The following is a 20,298-nucleotide window of genomic DNA, read 5'->3' on the forward strand; positions in this document are numbered from 1 at the left end:
CTGGATCAGCGCTCGCTCCGCTCGCTTGTCCAGGACGACGAAAGAAAGAACCGGGACGACAATCCTCACAACGGCGGATCGACCGCTTCCTCGTATTCCTTCTTGAAGCGCGCGATCATCTCGGCGGCGGGCACGATGCCCTCGACGCTGCCGATGCCCTGGCCCGAGCCCCAGATCTCCTTCCAGGCCTTCGGCTTGGCGCGCTCGCCGGAGGCGTCGGTGCCGAAGTTCATCTTGGAGGGATCGGAGGTCGGCAGGTTTTCCGGATCCATGCCGGCGGCGAGGATCGAGGGCTTCAGATAGTTGCCATGCACGCCGGTGAAGAGGTTGGAATAGACGATGTCGTCGGCCGTCGAGCCCGCGATCATCTCCTTGTACTTCTCGACCGCGTTGGCCTCCTTGGTCGCGATGAAGGCCGAGCCGATATAGGCGAAGTCGGCCCCTAGGATGCGCGCGGCGCGGATCGCCTTGCCGTTGCCGATGGCGCCCGACAGCGCGATCGGGCCGTCGAACCACTTGCGCGTCTCTGCAACGAAAGCCAGCGGCGAGATCGTGCCGGCATGACCGCCGGCGCCGGCCGCGACCAGGATCAGGCCGTCGGCGCCCTTCTCGATCGCCTTGTGCGCGAATTTCTGGTTGATCACGTCGTGGAAGACGATGCCGCCCCAACCGTGCACGGCCTGGTTCAGCTCCTCGCGCGCACCGAGCGAAGAGATGATCATCGGCACCTTGTACTTGGCGCAGAGCTGCATGTCGTGATCGAGCCGGTTGTTCGACTTGTGCACGATCTGATTGACCGCGAACGGCGCCGACGGCTTGTCGGGATGCGCGCGGTCATAGGCCGCGAGTTCTTCCGTGATCCGCGCCAACCATTCGTCGAGCAGCTCCGGCGGCCGCGCGTTCAGCGCCGGGAACGAGCCGACCACACCCGCCTTGCACTGCGCGATCACGAGATCGGGCACCGAGATGATGAAGAGCGGCGAGCCGATCACGGGGATCGACAGGCGTCCCTTGAACAAGGCAGGCATGGACATTGCGGAACGATCCTCTTCTGGCGGTCAAACTGAAGTTGGGAGCCATACCAACAAGGCAATCTTTCCACTGTCAAGTATTGCGTTTTGGCGCCGCGGCGGATGCCGTTACCGCAATTCCAAGCAGCGGAATTCGAGCCTCCTAGGTCTATCCGTCCGTCATTGCGAGCGAAGCGAAGCAATCCAGAAATGTATCCGCGGAGGTAGTCTGGATTGCTTCGTCGCAAGAGCTCCTCGCAATGACGAGGCGAGAGTGGTGGATAGCCAACAGCTACCCAATCAAATCCGGGTTGATCAGCCGCTCGAACGAGAACATCTCGTCCCACTTCTCCTGCGTCAGCAGCTTGCGCTCGACCACCACGATCTGGTGCAGCGACTTGCCGCTCTTGTAACCCTCGCGCGCGATCTCGGCGCACTGCTTGTAGCCGAGCAGCGGCTTCAGCACCGTGACGATGCCGAGCGAGTTCAGCACCATGTTGCGGGTGTGGTCCTCGTTGGCGGTGATGCCGACGACGCAGTTCTCGCGCAGGCTGTTGACCGCGCGCTCCATGGTGCGGATCGAGAAGAACAGCGCGAACGAGATCACCGGCTCCATCACGTTGAGCTGGAGCTGGCCGGCGCTTGCCGCCAGCGTCACCGTGGTGTCGAGGCCGATGACGAGGAAGCTGGTCTGGTTGACGACCTCGGGGATGACCGGATTGACCTTGCCCGGCATGATCGAGGAGCCCGGCTGAAGCTGCGGCAGGTTGATCTCGTTGAAGCCGGCACGCGGGCCGGAGGCGAGCAGGCGGATGTCGTTGCAGATCTTGGTCAGCTTGCTCGCCGTGCGCTTCAGCACACCGGACAATTGCACATAAGCGCCGGTATCCGAGGTCGCCTCGACGAGATCGCCGGCGAGGATGAAGTCGACGCCGGTGAGCGCGCTCAGGTGCCGGACCGCGAGCTTGGGATAGCCGACCGCGGCGGTCACGGAGGTGCCGATCGCGGTGGCGCCGAGGTTGATCTCGCGCAGCAGCGCCCGCGCCTCGGAGATGCGATCGACCTCCTCGCCGATCGTGGTGCCCCAGCCCCGGAATTCGGCGCCGAGCGACATCGGCACCGCGTCCTGCAGATGCGTGCGGCCCATCTTCAGCACACGGTCGAACTCGCGGCCCTTGGCGAAGAAGGCTTCCTGCAGCTGCCGCAATGCCGTCATGTAGCTCTCGAGCCGCAGGATCAGCGCGAGGCGGAAGGCGGTCGGATAGGTGTCGTTGGTCGACTGGCCGTAATTGACGTGATCGTTGGGGCTGACGTGCTGATAGTCGCCCTTGTTGAAGCCGAGCGATTCCAGCGCGAGGTTGGCGATCACCTCGTTGGCGTTCATGTTGGTCGAGGTGCCGGCGCCGCCCTGGATGAAGTCGGTGACGAACTGGTCCATCATGTCGCCGGCGATGACGCGGTCGCAGCCGAGGATGATCGCATCCGCCACCTTGGCGTCGATCGCGCCGAGGTCGCGGTTGGCCATCGCGGCGGCCTTCTTCACGTAACCAAGCGCCTTCACGAAGTAAGGCTCCTGGTTCATCGGAATGCCGGTGATGTGGAAGTTCTCCTTCCCCCGGATGGTCTGGACGCCGTAATAGATGTCGTCGGCGATCTCACGCTGTCCGAGGAAATCCTGCTCCGTACGGCTCATGGGCGCTCCTTGTTGCACGCGCGCGGGCCATCACGTCAGTTCTGGCACAGCGCGCTGGTCACGAAAGTATCGGTGCGGCAGTCGTCCGGTTTACGCTGCCTGCCTGGGATGAGGACCTTGGCCGAGCATTTCTCGGCGGAGTCGGCATTCAGGCTCTTGCCTTCCTTGTAACCCTTGCCCTGGCAGAGCTGGTCGGCCGCCTGCTTGCAGTCGGGCGCACCATTCGACGAGACCGGGCAGACCACGCGTCCCGACACCATGGTCGAGGGCGTGGCCAGCCGCGACAGGTCATTCATGGTTTCGCCCGGGCTTTTGATCGGCGGCAGGATCGAAGGCAGCTTGTCGAACAGCTTGCCCATTTCGTTGATCAGCCCGGGATTCTCCTCGCCCGCCGGCGGCGCCGATGAAGCGGGCATCGGCGGCGCGGCCTGCGGCCCCGGCTCCTGCAGGCCGAGCGACGGCGGCCGGGATTGCGGCCATCCTGCCTCGCCGGCATTGAGCAGGATCAGCGCCACTGCTGATATCAGCGTCCCGAGCCGCACGGCCGGATTGCCGGATCGAACCATCATGGCGGCAACCGTAGCCGAAGCCGGCGCGCGGGCAAAGCGTGGCTGTTTAGATCAGCTTGACCGCCACCACGAAGCCGAGCACCAGCACGATGGCGCCGATCGCCACCCACAATCCGAGATGCTCCTCGAGCTTGTGCCGGATCCAGTCGCCATAGCGGTTGAGCAGGATCGCCACGATGAAGAAGCGTCCGCCGCGCGCGACGATCGAGCACAGGGTGAAGAGAACGAGATTATAACCGGCAAAGCCCGAGGTGATGGTGACGAGCTTGTAGGGGATCGGCGTCAGCCCCTTGAGCAGGATGATCACCGCGCCCCACTCGGCATAAGAGGCGCGGAAGGCCTCGACCTTGTCGCCAAGGCCATAGACCTGGATCAGCCAGTGACCGACAGAGTCGAACAGCAGCGCGCCGATGGCGTAGCCAAGGAGGCCGCCGAGCACCGATGTGATCGTGCAGACCGCGGCATAGACCCAGGCGCGCTGCGGGCGCGCCAGTGACATCGGGATCAGCATCACATCCGGCGGAACCGGAAAGAAGGAGCTTTCTGCGAAAGCCACGGCTCCCATGATCCAGAGCGCGTAGGGCTTGTGGGCGGCGTCGATGCACCAGTCGTAGATACGTTTCAGCATGGCGCCGCGATGAAGCACCATGGGACGGATTTGTCCATCGCGAGTTTTGTGAAGGTTTTAGTGGCGCTTGCGCGCAGCGCGGCTCTCGAGCGCGACAATTGGCCGCCTGGCGGCCACGCGCGGTGACGCGACTTTGGGCAGCTTCATCGGCGATTTCGGCAACTTTTCGGCAATGCCGAGCATGTCTTCCCGCCGCGTCATCTCGCGCCAGACGTCCTCGGGGCGCACGCCTGCCGAGGCCCACAGCACGGTCAGATTGTAGAGCAGGTCGGCGCTTTCCCGGATCACGGCCTCGCTGTCGCCGTTGACCGCATCGATCACGACTTCGATGGCCTCTTCGGCCAGCTTCTTCGCCATTTTGGAGGGGCCGCGCTGAAACAGCCGGGCCGTACGCGATGTTGCCGGATCAAGATCCCTGGCCGCGAGCACAGCCAGATATAGCCGCTCAAGCGAATCACTCATGGTACTCAAAACTACTCTAAACCAATGGCGAGCACGTTAACGCCCAGCGATAAAAGCAAAAAACAGGCCGGCGCGACAAGCGCGACGGCCTGTTTTGGTCAACCTTTGGTAGCCAAGGGGGCCGGCAAGCCTAGTAGCAGTTCGTGAAGTAGCCTTGGCCACAGAGCTCCGAGGGCGCGGTGCCGCCGTAGCGCTGATACTGGTAGTTCGGGCCCGGGCCGTAATAGGGACCGTAGGCCGGGGCACTGTAATAGGCGGGACCGCCGTAATAGCCGTAGCCCGGACCGTAGTCATAGGCATATGCGTCGCGGGTCGCAGCGATGGCGAGACCGGTACCAATGGCTGCGAAAGCCGCGGCGGCAGCAGCACCGCCACCACCGCCACGCCAGTGGCGGCCGCCTGCGTAGGAGGCCGTCGGAGCGACCGCGGTCAGCGCCAGCACGGCAGCTGTCGCGAGGACGGCTTTACGGCCGGTAAGGCTCGAAAATCTGTCAAACATGTCCTGGACCCTCCTTGGGACCTTGAATGGTGCCTTGAGACAGGCTCATGTCTCTCAAACACCCGCATCCCATGTTGGGTTCCCCAACCCCAACACAAGCTGAACGGGGTTGCGTGATCGTGACGCAACCGCCGCTCATCCGCCGTTCATGTTGGCGCGCGCACGGTCGTTGCCGGCCGGCGCTGCGAGCGTCACAAACCACAACAATGCGGGACCGGCGCAGTTGATGTCAGGATTCAAGACGATCGTCCTTCGCGGCCTGCTGGCCCTTGCTATCTCGCTCGCCGCGTTGACGGCGCGCGAGGCCACAGCGGCCGAGAGCGCCGCTCCCTCCACGGCGATCCACTTCACCTTCGACCGTCCCGTCGATGCCAGCATGGCGCCATTCTTCCTTGCCGCGAAAGACGGCAAGTTCGGCGCCGAGCATCTCAACGTGTCGTTCAACACCGCGCCCGGATCGCCGGAGGCGCTCACGCGCGTCGCCAGGGGCGACAGCGAGCTCGCATTGGTCGACATCAACGAGCTGATCCGCTTCCGCGACAAGGACGATGCGGCGCCGATCAGGGCGGTGTTCGTGCTGTTCAACCGCGCGCCCTACGCGATCGTCGCGCGCAGGAGCCGCGGCATCCACATCCTGCCCGACCTCGACGGCAAGACCGTCGGCGTCGCCGACGGCGATCTGTCGATGCGGCTGTGGCCGGCGCTGGCGCAGCAGAACAACATCAACGCTTCGCGCGTAAAATTCCACAAGATCAGCGCCGCGGTGCGAGAGCCGATCCTGTCCGCAGGACAGGTCGATGCCGTCGCCGGCTTCAGCCATCTGTCGGCGGTGAACCTGCGCGACCGCGGCGTGCCCGGCGGCGATCTCGTCGTGCTGCGATATGCCGACTATGGTTGCGAAGCCTATGGCTTTGCCGTGGTGGCCAATCCCGCCTTCGCCGCGGCGAAGCCGGACGTCGTGAAGGGTTTCGTCCGCGCCCTGATCGGCGGCATCAACGCAACGGTCAAAGAGCCGGCGCGCGCGGCGGACGAGGCTGCAAGCCGCATCGAGGATGGCGACCGCGAGCTCGAGCTTGAGCGCCTGCGCACCGTGCTCGTCGACAACATCCTGACCGACGAAGTCAGGCGCAACGGCCTCGGCGGAATCGATCCGGCGCGCCTGGAGCGCTCGATCGACCAGATCGCCCAGGACTTCAAATTCCGCAAGCGGCCGGCGGCGGGCGACATCTTCGATGACCGGTTCCTGCCGCCGGTCGAGAGCCGGCTCATCAATTGAGCAAAACCAAAGCTTCCGCTGTATCTCGCGGGTGATCCCGGCTTAGAATACGGACTCCATCAGCTGCCAAGTTGCCAGTCCGCATGTCCATTCTCCGTCTCTATTCCCGCGTTCTCGAGCTACTCGGCAAGGAGGCACGGCTGGGCTGGCTGCTCGCGGTCGCCAACCTCCTGCTCGCCGCCTCGCAATTCGCGGAACCCGTGCTGTTCGGCCGGATCGTCGACGTGCTCTCAGGCAAGACCGTTGCCGGCTCGAGCTCGGCCTGGCCGTTCCTGGCCGCCTGGGTGGCGTTCGGGCTGTTCACCATCGCCTGCAGCGCGCTCGTCGCCCTGCAGGCCGACCGGCTCTCGCACCGGCAGCGCCAGGCGGTGCTGACCGACTATTTCGAGCACATCCTGCAGCTGCCGCTGACCTTCCACTCCGGCACCCATTCGGGCCGGCTGATGAAGGTGATGCTCAACGGCACCGATGCGCTGTGGCGGCTGTGGCTCGGCTTCTTCCGCGAGCATTTCGCCGCGATCCTCTCGGTCGTGGTGCTGCTGCCGCTGTCGCTGTACCTGAACTGGCGGCTCGCGATCCTGCTGTTCGTGCTCTGTGTCGTCTTCACCGCGCTGACGACCTTCGTGGTGCGCAAGACCTTCGGCATGCAGATGGAGGTCGAGGAGCACTACAGCGAGCTCTCCGCGCGCGCCTCCGACGCGCTCGGCAACGTCGCGCTGGTGCAGAGCTTCGTCCGCGTCGAATCCGAGGTGAAGGGGCTGCGCTCCGTCGCCGACGAGCTGCTGGCCGCGCAGATGCCGGTGCTGTCCTGGTGGGCGCTCGTCACCGTGATCACGCGGGCCTCGACCACCATCACTGTGCTCGCGATCTTCACCCTCGGCATCGCCCTGCACGACCAGGGGCTGACCTCGGTCGGCGAGATCGTGATGTTCGTGAGCTTCGCGACGATGCTGATCCAGAAGCTCGAGCAGGTCGTGAGCTTCATCAACAACGTCTTCATGGAGGCGCCGCGCCTGCGTGAGTTCTTCAACGTGCTCGACGCCGTGCCCGCCGTCCACGACCGGCCCGACGCGATCGATGCCGGCCGGCTGTCCGGCCTCGTCGAGTTCAACGACGTCACCTTCTCCTATGACGGCAAGCGGCCGGCGATCGAGGACCTCACCTTCACCGCACTGCCCGGCCAGACCATCGCGCTGGTCGGGCCGACCGGCGCCGGCAAATCCACCGCGATCGCGCTCTTGCACCGCGCCTTCGATCCGCAATCCGGCTTCATCAAGATCGACGGCATGGACGTCCGCGGCGTGACGCTGACCTCGCTGCGGCGAAACATCGGCGTCGTGTTCCAGGAAGCGCTGCTGTTCAACCGCTCGATCCAGGAGAATTTGCGCGTCGGCAAGCCGGATGCGACCGAGGCCGAGATGCGGAAAGCGGCCGAGCGCGCGCAGGCGCTCGATTTCATCGAGCGCAGCGGCGGCTTTGCGACCAATGCCGGCGAGCGCGGCCGCATGCTCTCCGGCGGCGAGCGCCAGCGCCTCTCGATCGCCCGCGCGCTGCTGAAGGATCCGCCGATCCTGATCCTGGACGAGGCCACCTCCGCGCTCGACGCCGTCACCGAGGTCAAGGTGAACGCTGCTCTCGACGAAGTGATGAAGGGCCGTACCACCTTCGTGATCGCCCATCGCCTCTCCACCATCCGCAACGCCACGCGGATCCTGGTGTTCGAGAATGGACGCGTGATCGAAACCGGAACTTTCGATGAACTCGTAGCCAAAGGCGGCCATTTTGCAGAGATGGCCAAGGCCCAGTTCATGGTCCAGGAGAACGCACGGGCCAGCGTGACGGCCGCCGAGGCTGCCGCGACAGCTGTCAAATCCCCTTAGCAAGTCCCGAGAGGACCGTCGAAATTCGGCCTACTTCCTTGCGGAATACCCACCCGAAGCCCCTATTCTCGACGCACGAGCCGGTATAGGTTTGCGACGCCGCAAGCGGCGGCGCCGGATTTCAGAACCCGAAACTCAGATCACGAGAACCGCCCGTATCAGGCGGATCTCCAAGGACCGGAATCGGATAGTGCACGCCCTTCGCCCGCTGCTTCGCAAATCCCTGTTCAACCTGTTCGCTGCGGCCTTCGCATGTGTCGTGCTGCTCGCGCCGCGCGCGGCGAGCGCCGAAGCGCTGCTGCTGATCGAGGCCGATAGCGGCAAGGTGCTGCAGGCGGACAACGCGACCATTCCCTGGTATCCGGCCTCCGTCACCAAGATCATGACAGCCTATGTGACGCTGAAGGCGGTGAAGGACGGCAGGCTCACGCTCGACACGCTGCTCACGGTGTCGCCGACGGCCGCCTCGCAGTCGCCCTCGAAGATGGGGTTCCGTCCGGGAACACAGCTCACGGTCGACAATGCGCTGAAGATGATGATGGTGAAGTCGGCGAACGACATGGCCGTGGTGCTCGCCGAAGGCGTCGGCGGTTCGATCGACGGCTTCTCCGCGATGATGAACGACACAGCGCAGAAGCTCGGCATGACGCAGACGAGCTACGTCAATCCAAACGGCCTGCCCGCCGACGGCCAGATCACTTCGGCCCGCGACCTCGGCATTCTCGCCCGCTCGTTCCTGCGCGATCTGCCCGAATACGAATACTTCGTGCACATTCCGGCGATCCGCTTCGGCAAGCGCACCACCGGCAATTTCAACAAGCTGATCGGCCGCTATCCCGGCGCCGACGGTTTCAAGACCGGCTTCATCTGCGCCTCCGGCTACAACCTCGTGGCCTCGGCGACGCGCAACGGCCGCCGGTTGATCGCGGTGGTGCTGGGTGCGAACTCCGGCACCGCGCGCGCAGTGAAGGCGGCGCAGCTGCTCGAGCGCGGCTTCAGCCAGGACGGTCTCACCTGGCTCCGCCCCTCGCTCGGCACCGTCGACAAGCTGGTGCCGGTCGATGCCTCGCCGCCGAACCTGCGCGACGAGATGTGCGGCGGTCATCGCAAGCGGCCGGCCAGCGACGACGACGACGCGCTGATCGCAGCCAATGGCGGCACGTCCGGATCGGCCTCCGCGACCGGCGGTGAAGCTCAGGTGACGTTCTTTACGGCCGGCCTCCAGCCGCCCTTGATGAAGGCCTCCGAGCTGATGGCCTCGGCGCCGGCGGCGACCGAGCCCGTGCTCGTCTATACCGGTCCGACCCGCACCGGCACCGCCCTGATCGCCGCGGTCGCGGCCGATGCCGACCAGCAGGCGACGCCAAAACCGCGTGGCAAGAAGTCGCGCGTCGCGAAGAAGCCTGATGCAGCCGACAAGCCCGCCGATAAGCCGAAGGACGCGAAGACGGCAGCGGCGAAGACGGCAGCGGCAAAGCCGGATGCCAAACCGACCGACGGCAAGACCGCAGCCAAGCCGGCTGGGACCAAGCATGCCGCGGCCAAGCCCGATGCGGCGGCAAAGCCCGCGGCGAGCGGCGACCAGGCCGTGAAGCCCGCCAAGCCCAAGGCCGCAACCAAGCCTCCCGCCAAGCCGGCCAACAACAGCTAACGCCCCCGCGAGGCTAAAACCGCGGCCCGCGCTTCGCACCTGCGGGAAGCGCGGTTTTGCGACGATTCCAGTAGCCACTCTCCGACCTTTGCCCTAAGCCACGACGGCTTGCCACCCGTTGCGGCAGGCTCGATACTGGCGGCAACGAGGCAAGCCCGAGACACAACGGGCTCTGGTAAATTGAGGGGAGTTTTCCATGGAGCGCATCTGGCTCAAGCAATATCCGCCCGGCGTGCCTGCTGATATCGAGCCGACGCAATACGCATCGCTGGTCGACCTCTTGGAGGAGAGCTTCACCAAGTTCGCCGACCGCAAGGCGTTCATCTGCATGGACAAGTCGATCAGCTATCGCGACCTCGACCAGATGTCGGTCGCGCTCGCCGCTTACTTGCAAGGCCGCGGGCTGCAGCGCGGCGCGCGCGTCGCCATCATGATGCCGAACGTGCTGCAATATCCGGTCGCGACCGCCGCGGTGCTGCGGGCGGGCTTCGCCGTCGTCAACGTCAACCCGCTCTACACCCCGCGCGAGCTCGAGCACCAGCTCAAGGATTCCGGCGCCGAAGCCATCATCGTGCTGGAGAATTTTGCGCACACCGTCGAGCAGGTGATCGCGAAGACGCCGGTGAAGCACGTCATCGTCGCCAGCATGGGCGACCTGCTCGGCTTCAAGGGCGTGATCGTCAATCTCGTCGTCCGCCGCGTCAAGAAGATGGTGCCGGCCTGGTCGCTGCCGGGCGCGGTGTCGTTCAACGACGCGCTGTCGTCCGGCCGCTCTCTGGCCTTCAACAAGCCAAAGCTGTCGCCGGGCGACGTCGCCTTCCTGCAATATACCGGCGGCACGACCGGCGTCTCCAAGGGCGCGACCCTGGTCCACCGCAACATCGTTGCCAACGTTCTGCAGAACGACGCCTGGCTCCAGCCGGCGCTGGCCCAGCCGCCGCATGTCGAGCAGCTCATGATCGTCTGCGCGCTGCCGCTCTATCACATCTTCGCGCTGACGGCCTGCTACCTGCTCGCGGTGCGCGCCGGCGGCTGCAATCTGCTGATCCCCAATCCGCGCGACATCGCCGGCTTCGTCAAGGAGCTGGCAAAGTACCAGGTCAACAGCTTCCCGGCCGTCAACACGCTCTACAACGGCCTGATGCACCACCCGGATTTCAAGAAGCTCGACTTCTCCAAGCTGAAGATCTCCAACGGCGGCGGCATGGCGGTGCAGCGCTCCGTCGCCGAGCAGTGGAAGGCGGTGACCGGCTGCTTCATCGCCGAAGGCTACGGCCTGTCCGAGACCTCGCCGACGCTCACCTGCAACCCCGCGACCACCACCGAATTCTCGGGATCGATCGGCATTCCCGTGCCCTCGACCTACATCTCGATCCGCGATGACGACGGCAACGAAGTGCCGCTCGGCCAGGCCGGCGAGATCTGCGCCAAGGGCCCGCAGGTGATGTCGGGCTACTGGAACAGGCCGGAGGAGACCGCCAAGGTCATGACGGCGGACGGCTATTTCCGCACCGGCGACATCGGCATCATGGACGAGAAGGGCTACACCAAGATCGTCGATCGCAAGAAGGACATGATCCTGGTCTCCGGCTTCAACGTCTATCCCAACGAGATCGAGGAAGTGATCGCGAGCCATCCCGGCGTGCTCGAATGCGCCGTGATCGGCATCCCCGATGCCAAATCCGGCGAGGCGGTGAAGGCGTTCGTCGTGAAGAAGGACCCGAACCTCACCGCCGAAGCCGTGATCAAGTTCTGCCAGGAGCAGCTCACCGGCTACAAGGTGCCCAAGCACATCGAATTCCGCACCGACCTGCCGAAGACCAATGTCGGCAAGATCCTGCGCCGGCAGCTTCGGGACGAGAAGAAGGCGGAGGCGGCGTAACGCGCGCCTCCCGTTCATGACCGACGCCCGCGACATCACGCCGGCAGGCGTTCTCGCCTTCTGGCGAGAGGCCGGCCACGAACGCTGGTACGAGCGCAATGACGCCTTCGACGCGGACGTGCGACACCGTTTTGCCGCGCTCTGGCAGAAGGCCGTCGCCGGCGAACTCTCGTCATGGGAGGATAGCGACGACGGCGCACTCGCGCTGATCATCGTGCTCGACCAGTTTCCCCGCAACATGTTTCGCGGCACTCGGCAAGCCTTTGGCAGCGACGCCTTGGCACGCGATGTCGCCCGCCGCGCCATCGCGCGGGGCGTCGACCGCAGGATCGATCCCATCCTGCTCGAATTCCTCTACATGCCCTTCATGCATTCGGAGCACCTGCCCGACCAGTTGCACTGCGTCGCGCTGTTTGCGAACACCGACAATACCGAGAACCAGAAATACGCCCGGGAGCACGCCGACATCATCGAGCGGTTCGGCCGCTTCCCCCACCGCAACCGCATCCTTGGCCGCGACACCACCGAGGAAGAACAGGCCTTCCTCGACGGCGGCGGATTTGCGGGCTGATGACATCACGGTGAAGGGCCACGGCCCACGTCGCTTTCCCCGCCGGCAATATTGTGCGGGCCCGCCGCTCGGTCTAAAAAGCGGGACCGATTTTCAGGGAGACTGACGATGGCGATCCAGACTGGCGACAAGCTGCCCGAGGCGAAATTCCGCGTAATGACGGCGGAAGGCCCGCAGGTGAAGACCACCGACGATATCTTCAAGGGCAAGAAGGTGGCGCTGTTCGCCGTGCCCGGCGCCTATACCGGCACCTGCCACAAGATGCATCTGCCGAGCATCTTCCTCAACGCCTACGCCATGAAGGACAAGGGCGTCGACACCATCGCCATCGTCTCGGTCAACGACGCCTTCGTCATGAACGCCTGGAAGCGCGACACCGACCAGCGCGACGAGGCGATCTTCCTCGCCGACGGCAATGCCGAGTTCGCCAAGGCGATCGGCATGGAGCTAGATGCTTCCGCCAACGGCCTCGGCATCCGCTCCAAGCGCTATTCGATGCTGGTCGAGGACGGCGTGGTGAAGAAGCTGAACCTCGAAGCCATGCCCGGCAAGGTCGAGGTCTCCGGCGGCGATACGCTGCTCGGGCAGCTCTGAGCCACGGCGGAAGTGCCGTAGGGTGGGCAAAGGCGCGCCAGCGCCGTGCCCACCATCTGTCCCAGATTGAAAAAAGCCGTGGGCACGCTTCGCTTTGCCCACCCTACGAAACTGCCGTCGCTTCTAGCCGCGCTCTCGGTGTCGTCCCGGCGAAGGCCGGGACCCATACCCCCAGGGTGGAGTTGCGGCACGAGCTGGTAACCACGAGTCTTCGCCAAACTCGACCCTGTGGTTATGGATCCCGGCCTTCGCCGGGATGACCGCGGGGATTGGGGTGCTAGGCGGTGACACAAGCGAAATGCGCCGCGTCCTACTCCCCCACCCGCTGCTGCAACCGCGCCTTCACGATCCCGTCGCGCGCGAGCTGATCGGCGCGCTCGTTCTCGGGATGGCCGGCATGGCCCTTGACCCAGTGCCAGCGCACCTCGTGCTGCTTCAAGGCGGCGTCGAGGCGCTGCCATAGCTCGACATTCTTCACCGGCTTCTTGTCGGCGGTGCGCCAGCCGTTGCGCTTCCAGCCGAAGATCCAGCCGGTGATGCCCTGCCGGACATACTGGCTGTCGGTGTACAGATCGACCGTGCACGGCTTCTTCAGCGCCTCGAGCGCGGAGATCGCCGCCATCAGCTCCATCTGGTTGTTGGTGGTGTGGCGCTCGCCGCCGTTCAGCTCCTTCTCCTTGTCGCCGAACTTCAGGATCGCGCCCCAGCCGCCCGGCCCGGGATTCCCCGAGCAGGCGCCGTCGGTATAGATCGTGACGACGGGCTTTTCGCTCACGCGACCAATCCTGATGGCATCAGCCCGTAATCGCGCACGCTCGATACGCTCTGATGGAAGCGCAGCTTGCGGACATATTCCAGCGGATCCTTCGGCTTGACCAGCGCGCCGGGCGGCACGTTGAGCCAATCCACCAGCCGCGTCAGCAGGAAGCGGATCGCAGCGCCGCGCGCCAGCAGCGGCAGCGCAGCCTCTTCGGCTTCGCTCAGCTTGCGCACACGACCATAGGCATTGAGGAAGGCGCGCGCCTTGGTGACGTTGAAGGAATGATCCGGCTCGAAGCACCAGGCGTTGAGGCAGATCGCGACGTCATAGGCCAGCATGTCATTGCAGGCGAAGGTGAAGTCGATGATGCCGGAGAGCTTGTCGCCGAGGAAGAAGACGTTGTCGTTGAAGAGGTCGGCGTGGATCACGCCCTCCGGCAGGTTGGTCGGCCAGATCCCGCTCGCGAGATGATCGAGCTCGGCGGCGAGAAACGCACGCAGGCCGGGCTGTACCTCGTCGGCACGGCTCGACGCCGCGTCGAACAGCGGCCGCCAACCCCCAACCGACAGCGCATTGGCGCGCCGAACCGCGAAATTTGCGCCGGCCAGATGCATCCGGGCCAACCCCTCGCCGACGCCGGCGCAATGGGTCGCGTTCGGCTTGCGCGGCCAGACGCCTTCGAGAAAGGTGATGATCGCGGCGGGGCGGCCCGACAATTCGCGCAGCGCTTCGCCGTCCCGTCCCTTCACGGGCAGCGGGCAATTGACGCCGTGCTCGGCGAGATGCGTCATCAGCGCGAGGAAGAAGGGCAGATCGTTCTTCGCCACGCGCTTCTCATAGAGCGTGAGGATGAACGACCCCTGGCTGGTATGCAGCAGGAAGTTGGAGTTCTCGACGCCCTCGGCGATGCCCTTGTAGGAGAGCAATTCGCCGAGATCGTATTGTTTCAGGAAATCCGCAAGTTCGTCGGCGGCGACGTCGGTGTAGACCGCCATAAGGGTCTACTCGGCGGCAGCTTCGGGGCGCACCTGACGCGGCAGCGGGAAGAACTCGTTCTCCTCCGCGGCCGAGACCGTCTCCACATGCAGCGTGTAGCGCTCGGCGAAGGCGTCCATGATCTCCTCGACAATCACTTCCGGCGCGGAGGCGCCCGCGGTGATGCCGAGGCTCGCGATGTTGCCGAACTTGTCCCAGTCGATGTCGGCGGCGCGCTGCGCCAGCACCGCGATCCTGCAGCCCTCGCGCTCGGCGACCTCGCGCAGGCGTTGCGAGTTCGACGAATTCGGCGCGCCGACCACGATCAAGGCGTCCACCACCGGCGCCACCTTCTTCACCGCGAGCTGGCGGTTGGTGGTGGCGTAGCAGATGTCTTCCTTGTGCGGCCCGTTGATGTTCGGGAAGCGCTCCTTGAGCAGCGCCACGATCTCCGCGGTGTCGTCGATCGACAGCGTGGTCTGGGTCACGAAGGCGAGGTTATCGGGGTCCTTCGGATTGATGGTCTTGGCGTCCTCGGCGGTCTCGATCAGGGTGACCGCGCCGACGGGGAGCTGGCCGAGCGTGCCGACCACCTCAGGGTGATGGGAATGGCCGATCAGGAAGATCTCGCGGCCGCGCTTGAAGTGGATCGCGGCCTCGCGGTGGACCTTGGTCACCAGCGGGCAGGTCGCATCCAGCGAGAACAGATTGCGGGACTGGGCGTCGGCCGGAACCGATTTCGGCACGCCATGGGCCGAGAACACCACCGGCGCGGTGGTATTTTCGGGGATTTCGGCCAGTTCCTCGACGAAGATGGCGCCCTTCTTTTTCAACCCATCGACGACGTACTTGTTGTGCACAATCTCATGGCGAACATAGACGGGGGCGCCGTACTTATCGAGCGCCCGTTCCACGGTGTCGATCGCCCGGACCACCCCGGCACAGAAGCCGCGGGGAGAACAAAGCACGATCTTAAGGTCTGGTTTGGCTGACATTGGGCGATCTCGGGACCGAATCACCTCGCCAAATGGGGCGGGAAGCGGTCGGATGGATGAATGGGCTTAGGTACGGGCTTACGGGACTGCAGAGGGAATTGGGCCCCCTTTCGGGCGCTGTCAAGGCACTATCTATAGCAGAACCATTGCGTGGCCAGCCCCTCCGGGCTTATATAGCGCGAATTCCCTGTCATCGCTGATGACCACCGGTTTCGCCTCCAGAGGGGTGGGCGAAGCACAAAGGAGATTTGCCATGAGCAACGCACCTCTGATGCCCAAGGCGACCGCCGTCTGGCTGCTCGACAACACCGCGCTGACCTTCGACCAGGTCGCCGATTTCACCAAGATGCATCCCCTCGAGGTGCGCGCCATCGCCGATGGCGACGCCGCCCAGGGCATCAAGGGCATGGACCCCCTCTCCAACGGCCAGCTGACCCGCGAGGAGATCGAGAAGGGCGAGAAGAACCCGGATTACCGGCTCCGCCTGCAGGAGAGCAAGGTGGTGCTGCCGCCGCAGCCCAAGCGCAAGGGCCCGCGCTACACCCCGGTCTCGCGCCGCCACGAGCGCCCGAGCGCGATCCTCTGGCTGCTGCGCAGCCATCCGGAGCTCAAGGACGCCCAGATCATGCGCCTCGTCGGCACCACCAAGAGCACCATCGCCAGCGTCCGCGACCGCACCCACTGGAATACGTCCCAGCTGACCCCGATCGACCCCGTCACCCTCGGCCTCTGCTCGCAGATCGAGCTGGATTTCGAAGTCCAGCGCGCTGCGAAGGAGAAGCCGATCGACGCGGCCTATGGCGGCGCCACCCTGCTGCCGGCCTCCGAGACCACCAAGAAGGACGAGTTCGAGCCCGCCGAGCGATCGAGCGACGACCTCAACGTCGACGCCGTGTTCGCCAAGCTGAAGACGCTCGGCGGCAAGAAGCAGGACGAAGAGGAGGAGTAAGGCTCCTCGCTCGTTTGCGATCAAATGCAATCAAAACGCGGCAGGAAAACCTGCCGCGTTTTTGTTTTGCGCGTCTCCCCATCGTCGTCCTGGCGAAAGCCAGGACCCATAACCCCAAGGAGAGGTTTGGCGAAGACTCGTCGTCCGGTACGCCGACCGTCCGCAACCGCGAGATCACGCGGTATGGGTCCCGGCCTTCGCCGGGACGACGCGGGGAGGTAGTGTGCCTCCCCAACACCGCCGCATCTCAAAACTTGTACGTCACACCGGCGCCGACCAGCCAGGGATCGATATGCGCAGTGCCCTTGACGGGGAGGCCGCTAACGGTCGCCGAGTAATCCGGCCGCAGCCAGAGCTTCTTGACGTCGACGTTGAGACCCCAGTGCCGGTCGAGCATGTAGTCGAAGCCGAACTGCACGGCACCGCCGAAGGCATTGCTGACGTGCAGGTTCGTGGTGGTGGCGACGATCGCGGGCGGTCCGACGATGGCGGCCGGCACGTTGGCGGCGGAATTGTTGAAGAACACGGTGTAGTTCACGCCGGCACCGACATACGGCTTGAACGCGCCGAAATTGTCGAAGTGATATTGCAGCGTCAGCGTCGGCGGCAGCAGCGTGGTCTTGCCGATCGGCAGGCTTGCGAGCGAGCCGGTGCCGCTGATCGAATGCCTGGTCACTCCGAGGATCAGTTCGGCCGCGATGTTCTTCGTGAAGAAATAGCTGATGTCGAGCTCGGGCACGACCTGGTCGCTGATCTCGAGGCCGGAATTCGGCGACGACAGCGAGGGAACGCCCGCGACATTGACGGTGGAGCCGCCGGCGTCCGGCAAGACGCCGAGCACGCGCAGGCGCACCATCCAGGGATTGAAGCCTTCTACCTGTGGCGGCGCCTTCTTGTAGACCGGCAGATCGGCAGCCTGCGCCGCGACAAAGGTCCCCGCGAGCATCGCGCCAATCATCGCGAGCCGCGCCAGGTTTCTTATCGTTCCTTCCATTGCATTCCCCTTCAGCCATCTCTCGCGCGTCGTTGCGCGACATGGGCCTCAGAGCAGAAAGGGGACGGTGAAGGATTTGACGCCGATCAAATCAGGACAAACGCGACACGATTTGGCCGTGGCGTTGCAGATGTGTCACGACAGATGCAGGTGCGAGACAGTAGCGCGGCAGGATAATTCCGCGCTCCGCGCTTACGGCCGCACGGGATTGTTCAGCATGTACTCGCCGAGATCGCGCTGGCGGCGATCGGCGCGCGCGGTGGCGGCGTTGCGCTGGACGTCGCGATCCTTGCGGCAGGCCACGTATTCCGGCGACCCCTGGGCGTAGCCGCGGCTCTGGCACACCGCGTCGTCATCGTCACCGCCCACGGCCACCGGCGTCTGGTAGCGCGCCGAGCAGGCGGAGAGAGCGATGGCGAGAGTGACGGCTGCGAGCAGACGCGGCGCGGTGGCGAGTGGCATCGAAGGTCCCCTTTTGGCCGGCCCCTGTTTAGCGCGGAATGCGGAGATTGTAAGTCGGTAACACCGTCATTCCGGTCTGGTGCGCAAGCACCAGACCCGGAATCTCGAGATTCTCAGGTGCGCAATCGCGCACCATAGCTCGATGCTTCGCATCGCCCCGGAATGACGGTTCGAAACCTCACACACGCCCCTTCAGCGCCTCGCCGATCTCGTCCAGCACCTTGGGATCTTCGATCGTCGCCGGCATGGTCCAGGACTCGCCGTCGGCGATCTTCTTGATGGTGCCGCGCAGGATCTTGCCGGAGCGCGTCTTGGGCAGGCGGCCCACGGTGATGGCGAGCTTGAAGGCGGCGACCGGGCCGAGCCGGTCGCGCACCAGCGCAACGATCTCCTTCTCGATCTCGGCGGGGGCGCGCTTCACGCCGGCCTTGAGCACCAGGAAGCCGCAGGGCACCTCGCCCTTGATCGCGTCCTTGACGCCGAGCACGGCGCATTCGGCGACGTCGGGATGCGAGGCCAGGATCTCCTCCATGCCGCCGGTCGACAGGCGATGGCCGGCGACATTGATGATGTCGTCGGTGCGGCCCATGACGAAGACGTAGCCGTCCTCGTCCTTGTAGCCGGCGTCGGAGGTCTTGTAGTAGCCGGGGAATTCGCTGAGGTAAGCTTCCTTGAAACGAGCGTCCTGATTCCACAGCGTCGGCAGGCAGCCCGGCGGCATCGGCAGCTTGATGACGATCGAGCCCATGGTGTTGGGGCCGACGGGCTTGGCCGCTTCATCGACGACATCGACCTGATAGCCCGGCATCGGCACCGTCGGCGAGCCGTGCTTCACCGGCAGCATGCCGAGGCCGACCGGATTGCCGGCGATGCACCAGCCGGTCTCGGTCTGCCACCAATGGTCGATGACGGGCACCTTCAGCTGCTGCTCCGCCCATTCCACCGTCGGCGGATCGGCGCGCTCGCCGGCGAGGAACAGCGTGCGGAATTTCGACAGGTCATATTGCCGGATGAACTTCCCGTCCGGATCCTCTTTCCGGATCGCGCGGAACGCGGTCGGTGCGGTGAACAAGGCGACCGCCTTGTGCTCGCTGATGACGCGCCAGAACGCACCGGCATCGGGTGTGCCGACCGGCTTGCCCTCGTACATGATCGAGGTCGCGCCATGCAGCAGCGGGCCATAGACGATGTAGCTGTGGCCGACCACCCAGCCGATGTCGGAGCCGCACCACCAGACCTCGCCCGGCTTGACGCCATAGAGGTTGAACATCGACCATTTCACCGCAACCAGATGGCCGCCATTGTCGCGCACGACGCCCTTGGGAATGCCCGTCGTGCCCGAGGTGTAGAGGATGTAGAGCGGATCGGTGGCGGCAACCGGCACGCAAGGCGCCTTCTTGCCGTCGTTGATCGCCTTGCGGCGCAGACTTGCCCAATCATAGTCCCGGCCGGGCGTGAGATCACAGGTGAGCTGCGGACGCTGCAGCACGATACAGGCCTTCGGCTTGCTGCCGGCAAGCTTGATCGCCTCGTCGAGCAGCGGCTTGTACTGCACGATCCGGCCGGGCTCGATGCCGCAGCTCGCCGAGAGAATGAGCTTCGGCTGCGCATCGTCGATGCGGGTGGCGAGTTCCTTTGCGGCAAAGCCGCCGAACACCACCGAGTGCACCGCACCGATGCGTGCGCAGGCGAGCATCGCGACCACCGCCTCCGTCACCATCGGCATGTAGAGGATGACGCGGTCGCCCTTGGTGACACCGAAATCCTGCATGATGGCGCCAAGCGCCTGCACCTCGCCGAGGAGCTCGGCATAGGTCAATTTGGTGATCGAGCCCGTCAGCGGCGAATCATGGATCAGCGCGACCTGGTCGGCGCGGCCGCGTTCGACATGGCGGTCGAGCGCGTTGTAGCAGGTGTTGACCACGCCGCCGGTAAACCAGCGGCCATAGGGTCCCTGCGAGGCATCGAAGATCTTTTTGGGCGGCTCGATCCAGTCGATCTCCTTGGCCGCCTCGGCCCAGAAGCCCTCGGGGTCGGCCAGCGAGCGCGCATGGACCTCGTGATAGAGACTCTTCCCCTGGACATTCATTCCCGCGCTCCCGTTCCCTTTATGGCCTGGCCCTGACCCTTGTGGCAGGACAGGTGTCCCGCCATGACCAGGATCAATTGCCGGCCTTGCTTGAGGGCTATTTTCCCGGGAACGAGCCGCGGTTCAAGCCGAAAAGGATGGGCTTTGGGGAGAGGTGTGGAGCTTGCGCGGCATCGGCAGTCGGCTCCCTCTTCCGCTTGCGGGGGAGGGTTTGGGTGGGGGTGCCTCCGCGCTGGGATTGTGCAGGACTCATGAAGGTCCCCAAGAGGAGAGAGCCCTCACCCGCCGCGCTCTCCGAGCGCGTCGACCTCTCCCGCAAGCGGGAGAGGTACGGAGCCAGCCGCAAGGCTTCGGCTCCT

At 64.9% G+C, this 20,298-nt stretch carries 19 protein-coding genes; 7 read left to right on the plus strand and 12 right to left on the minus strand.

Translation table 11 applies throughout. The features are described from left to right. Positions 1 to 65 precede the first annotated feature (65 nt). The 6 genes from IQ16_RS29765 to IQ16_RS29790 form a co-directional block, all read right to left on the minus strand. Entirely contained in the window at positions 66 to 1,034 is a 969-nt protein-coding gene (locus IQ16_RS29765; protein WP_018646467.1) for an NAD(P)H-dependent flavin oxidoreductase, read from the minus strand. 268 nt (positions 1,035 to 1,302) lie between these two features. Further along, positions 1,303 to 2,703 carry an aspartate ammonia-lyase gene (locus IQ16_RS29770; protein WP_018646466.1) on the minus strand — a complete coding sequence of 467 codons (1,401 nt, stop codon included), beginning with the start codon at positions 2,701 to 2,703 and terminating at the stop codon, positions 1,303 to 1,305. Between the two features lie 35 nt (positions 2,704 to 2,738). Next, positions 2,739 to 3,272 (minus strand): hypothetical protein, encoded by a 534-nt coding sequence (locus tag IQ16_RS29775; protein WP_018646465.1) that lies wholly within the window; start codon positions 3,270 to 3,272, stop codon positions 2,739 to 2,741. A gap of 46 nt (positions 3,273 to 3,318) precedes the next feature. After that, on the minus strand, positions 3,319 to 3,921 hold the full coding sequence (locus IQ16_RS29780) for a YqaA family protein (RefSeq protein WP_018646464.1): 603 nt from the start codon (positions 3,919 to 3,921) through the stop codon (positions 3,319 to 3,321). A gap of 36 nt (positions 3,922 to 3,957) precedes the next feature. Beyond that, positions 3,958 to 4,362: a phosphoribosyl-ATP diphosphatase gene (hisE, locus tag IQ16_RS29785; protein ID WP_018646463.1), complete on the minus strand. Its 405-nt coding sequence runs from the start codon at positions 4,360 to 4,362 to the stop codon at positions 3,958 to 3,960. 130 nt (positions 4,363 to 4,492) lie between these two features. Beyond that, entirely contained in the window at positions 4,493 to 4,861 is a 369-nt protein-coding gene (locus IQ16_RS29790; RefSeq protein WP_018646462.1) for a hypothetical protein, read from the minus strand. A 226-nt stretch (positions 4,862 to 5,087) separates the two neighbouring features. Between IQ16_RS29790 and IQ16_RS29795 the strand changes: the two genes are divergently transcribed. The 6 genes from IQ16_RS29795 (at position 5,088) to IQ16_RS29820 (ending at position 12,715) form a co-directional block, all read left to right on the plus strand. Continuing rightward, positions 5,088 to 6,137 (plus strand): ABC transporter substrate-binding protein, encoded by a 1,050-nt coding sequence (locus IQ16_RS29795; RefSeq protein WP_026312534.1) that lies wholly within the window; start codon positions 5,088 to 5,090, stop codon positions 6,135 to 6,137. Between the two features lie 83 nt (positions 6,138 to 6,220). After that, positions 6,221 to 8,017, plus strand: a complete 1,797-nt coding sequence (locus IQ16_RS29800) for a glucan ABC transporter ATP-binding protein/ permease (protein WP_018646459.1) — start codon at positions 6,221 to 6,223, stop codon at positions 8,015 to 8,017. Between the two features lie 190 nt (positions 8,018 to 8,207). Then, entirely contained in the window at positions 8,208 to 9,668 is a 1,461-nt protein-coding gene (locus IQ16_RS29805; RefSeq protein ID WP_018646458.1) for a D-alanyl-D-alanine carboxypeptidase family protein, read from the plus strand. A 196-nt stretch (positions 9,669 to 9,864) separates the two neighbouring features. Next, positions 9,865 to 11,550 carry a long-chain fatty acid--CoA ligase gene (locus tag IQ16_RS29810; RefSeq protein ID WP_018646457.1) on the plus strand — a complete coding sequence of 562 codons (1,686 nt, stop codon included), beginning with the start codon at positions 9,865 to 9,867 and terminating at the stop codon, positions 11,548 to 11,550. Between the two features lie 16 nt (positions 11,551 to 11,566). Further along, the gene (locus tag IQ16_RS29815; protein ID WP_018646456.1) at positions 11,567 to 12,121 is read left to right on the plus strand and encodes a DUF924 family protein; all 555 of its coding nucleotides are present in this window, start codon (positions 11,567 to 11,569) and stop codon (positions 12,119 to 12,121) included. A 108-nt stretch (positions 12,122 to 12,229) separates the two neighbouring features. Then, positions 12,230 to 12,715: a peroxiredoxin gene (locus IQ16_RS29820; RefSeq protein WP_008543132.1), complete on the plus strand. Its 486-nt coding sequence runs from the start codon at positions 12,230 to 12,232 to the stop codon at positions 12,713 to 12,715. Between the two features lie 310 nt (positions 12,716 to 13,025). Here IQ16_RS29820 and rnhA read toward each other — a convergent pair whose 3' ends face one another. Genes rnhA through ispH form a run of 3 tightly spaced genes read right to left on the minus strand, consistent with a single transcriptional unit; the run spans position 13,026 to position 15,445 of the window. Beyond that, a complete protein-coding gene (gene rnhA / locus IQ16_RS29825; protein WP_018646455.1) occupies positions 13,026 to 13,490 on the minus strand; it encodes a ribonuclease HI in 465 nt (154 codons plus the stop codon). Then, positions 13,487 to 14,470, minus strand: a complete 984-nt coding sequence (locus IQ16_RS29830; protein ID WP_018646454.1) for a homoserine kinase — start codon at positions 14,468 to 14,470, stop codon at positions 13,487 to 13,489. Before IQ16_RS29830 ends, rnhA begins: the two co-directional genes overlap by 4 nt. Positions 14,471 to 14,476: 6 nt before the next feature. Then, on the minus strand, positions 14,477 to 15,445 hold the full coding sequence (gene ispH, locus IQ16_RS29835) for a 4-hydroxy-3-methylbut-2-enyl diphosphate reductase (RefSeq protein WP_018646453.1): 969 nt from the start codon (positions 15,443 to 15,445) through the stop codon (positions 14,477 to 14,479). Positions 15,446 to 15,698: 253 nt separating this feature from the next. Here ispH and IQ16_RS29840 point away from each other — a divergent pair, with 253 nt between their 5' ends. Further along, complete coding sequence (locus IQ16_RS29840; RefSeq protein ID WP_026312533.1) at positions 15,699 to 16,394, plus strand: DUF1013 domain-containing protein; 696 nt, start codon at positions 15,699 to 15,701, stop codon at positions 16,392 to 16,394. 247 nt (positions 16,395 to 16,641) lie between these two features. On the opposite strand, the gene IQ16_RS29845 is transcribed toward IQ16_RS29840, so the two are convergent. The 3 genes from IQ16_RS29845 to IQ16_RS29855 form a co-directional block, all read right to left on the minus strand. Next, a complete protein-coding gene (locus tag IQ16_RS29845; protein ID WP_018646451.1) occupies positions 16,642 to 17,388 on the minus strand; it encodes an OmpW/AlkL family protein in 747 nt (248 codons plus the stop codon). 192 nt (positions 17,389 to 17,580) lie between these two features. Continuing rightward, complete coding sequence (locus IQ16_RS29850) at positions 17,581 to 17,850, minus strand: hypothetical protein (RefSeq protein WP_018646450.1); 270 nt, start codon at positions 17,848 to 17,850, stop codon at positions 17,581 to 17,583. 178 nt (positions 17,851 to 18,028) lie between these two features. Continuing rightward, positions 18,029 to 19,939 (minus strand): propionyl-CoA synthetase, encoded by a 1,911-nt coding sequence (locus tag IQ16_RS29855; RefSeq protein WP_145831905.1) that lies wholly within the window; start codon positions 19,937 to 19,939, stop codon positions 18,029 to 18,031. Between the last annotated feature and the right edge of the window lie 359 nt (positions 19,940 to 20,298).

This window comes from Bradyrhizobium huanghuaihaiense (assembly GCF_007830635.1).
Lineage (GTDB): Bacteria > Pseudomonadota > Alphaproteobacteria > Rhizobiales > Xanthobacteraceae > Bradyrhizobium > Bradyrhizobium huanghuaihaiense.

Bases quoted from the DNA above. Each gene is read 5' to 3' on its own strand.
- IQ16_RS29765 (WP_018646467.1), bottom strand. From the start codon at position 1,034: ATGTCCATGCCTGCCTTGTTCAAGGGACGCCTGTCGATCCCCGTGATC.
- IQ16_RS29770 (WP_018646466.1), bottom strand. From the start codon at position 2,703: ATGAGCCGTACGGAGCAGGATTTCCTCGGACAGCGTGAGATCGCCGAC.
- IQ16_RS29775 (WP_018646465.1), bottom strand. From the start codon at position 3,272: ATGATGGTTCGATCCGGCAATCCGGCCGTGCGGCTCGGGACGCTGATA.
- IQ16_RS29780 (WP_018646464.1), bottom strand. From the start codon at position 3,921: ATGGTGCTTCATCGCGGCGCCATGCTGAAACGTATCTACGACTGGTGC.
- hisE (WP_018646463.1), bottom strand. From the start codon at position 4,362: ATGAGTGATTCGCTTGAGCGGCTATATCTGGCTGTGCTCGCGGCCAGG.
- IQ16_RS29790 (WP_018646462.1), bottom strand. From the start codon at position 4,861: ATGTTTGACAGATTTTCGAGCCTTACCGGCCGTAAAGCCGTCCTCGCG.
- IQ16_RS29795 (WP_026312534.1), top strand. From the start codon at position 5,088: ATGTCAGGATTCAAGACGATCGTCCTTCGCGGCCTGCTGGCCCTTGCT.
- IQ16_RS29800 (WP_018646459.1), top strand. From the start codon at position 6,221: ATGTCCATTCTCCGTCTCTATTCCCGCGTTCTCGAGCTACTCGGCAAG.
- IQ16_RS29810 (WP_018646457.1), top strand. From the start codon at position 9,865: ATGGAGCGCATCTGGCTCAAGCAATATCCGCCCGGCGTGCCTGCTGAT.
- IQ16_RS29815 (WP_018646456.1), top strand. From the start codon at position 11,567: ATGACCGACGCCCGCGACATCACGCCGGCAGGCGTTCTCGCCTTCTGG.
- IQ16_RS29820 (WP_008543132.1), top strand. From the start codon at position 12,230: ATGGCGATCCAGACTGGCGACAAGCTGCCCGAGGCGAAATTCCGCGTA.
- IQ16_RS29830 (WP_018646454.1), bottom strand. From the start codon at position 14,470: ATGGCGGTCTACACCGACGTCGCCGCCGACGAACTTGCGGATTTCCTG.
- ispH (WP_018646453.1), bottom strand. From the start codon at position 15,445: ATGTCAGCCAAACCAGACCTTAAGATCGTGCTTTGTTCTCCCCGCGGC.
- IQ16_RS29840 (WP_026312533.1), top strand. From the start codon at position 15,699: ATGAGCAACGCACCTCTGATGCCCAAGGCGACCGCCGTCTGGCTGCTC.
- IQ16_RS29845 (WP_018646451.1), bottom strand. From the start codon at position 17,388: ATGGAAGGAACGATAAGAAACCTGGCGCGGCTCGCGATGATTGGCGCG.
- IQ16_RS29850 (WP_018646450.1), bottom strand. From the start codon at position 17,850: ATGCCACTCGCCACCGCGCCGCGTCTGCTCGCAGCCGTCACTCTCGCC.
- IQ16_RS29855 (WP_145831905.1), bottom strand. From the start codon at position 19,939: ATGAATGTCCAGGGGAAGAGTCTCTATCACGAGGTCCATGCGCGCTCG.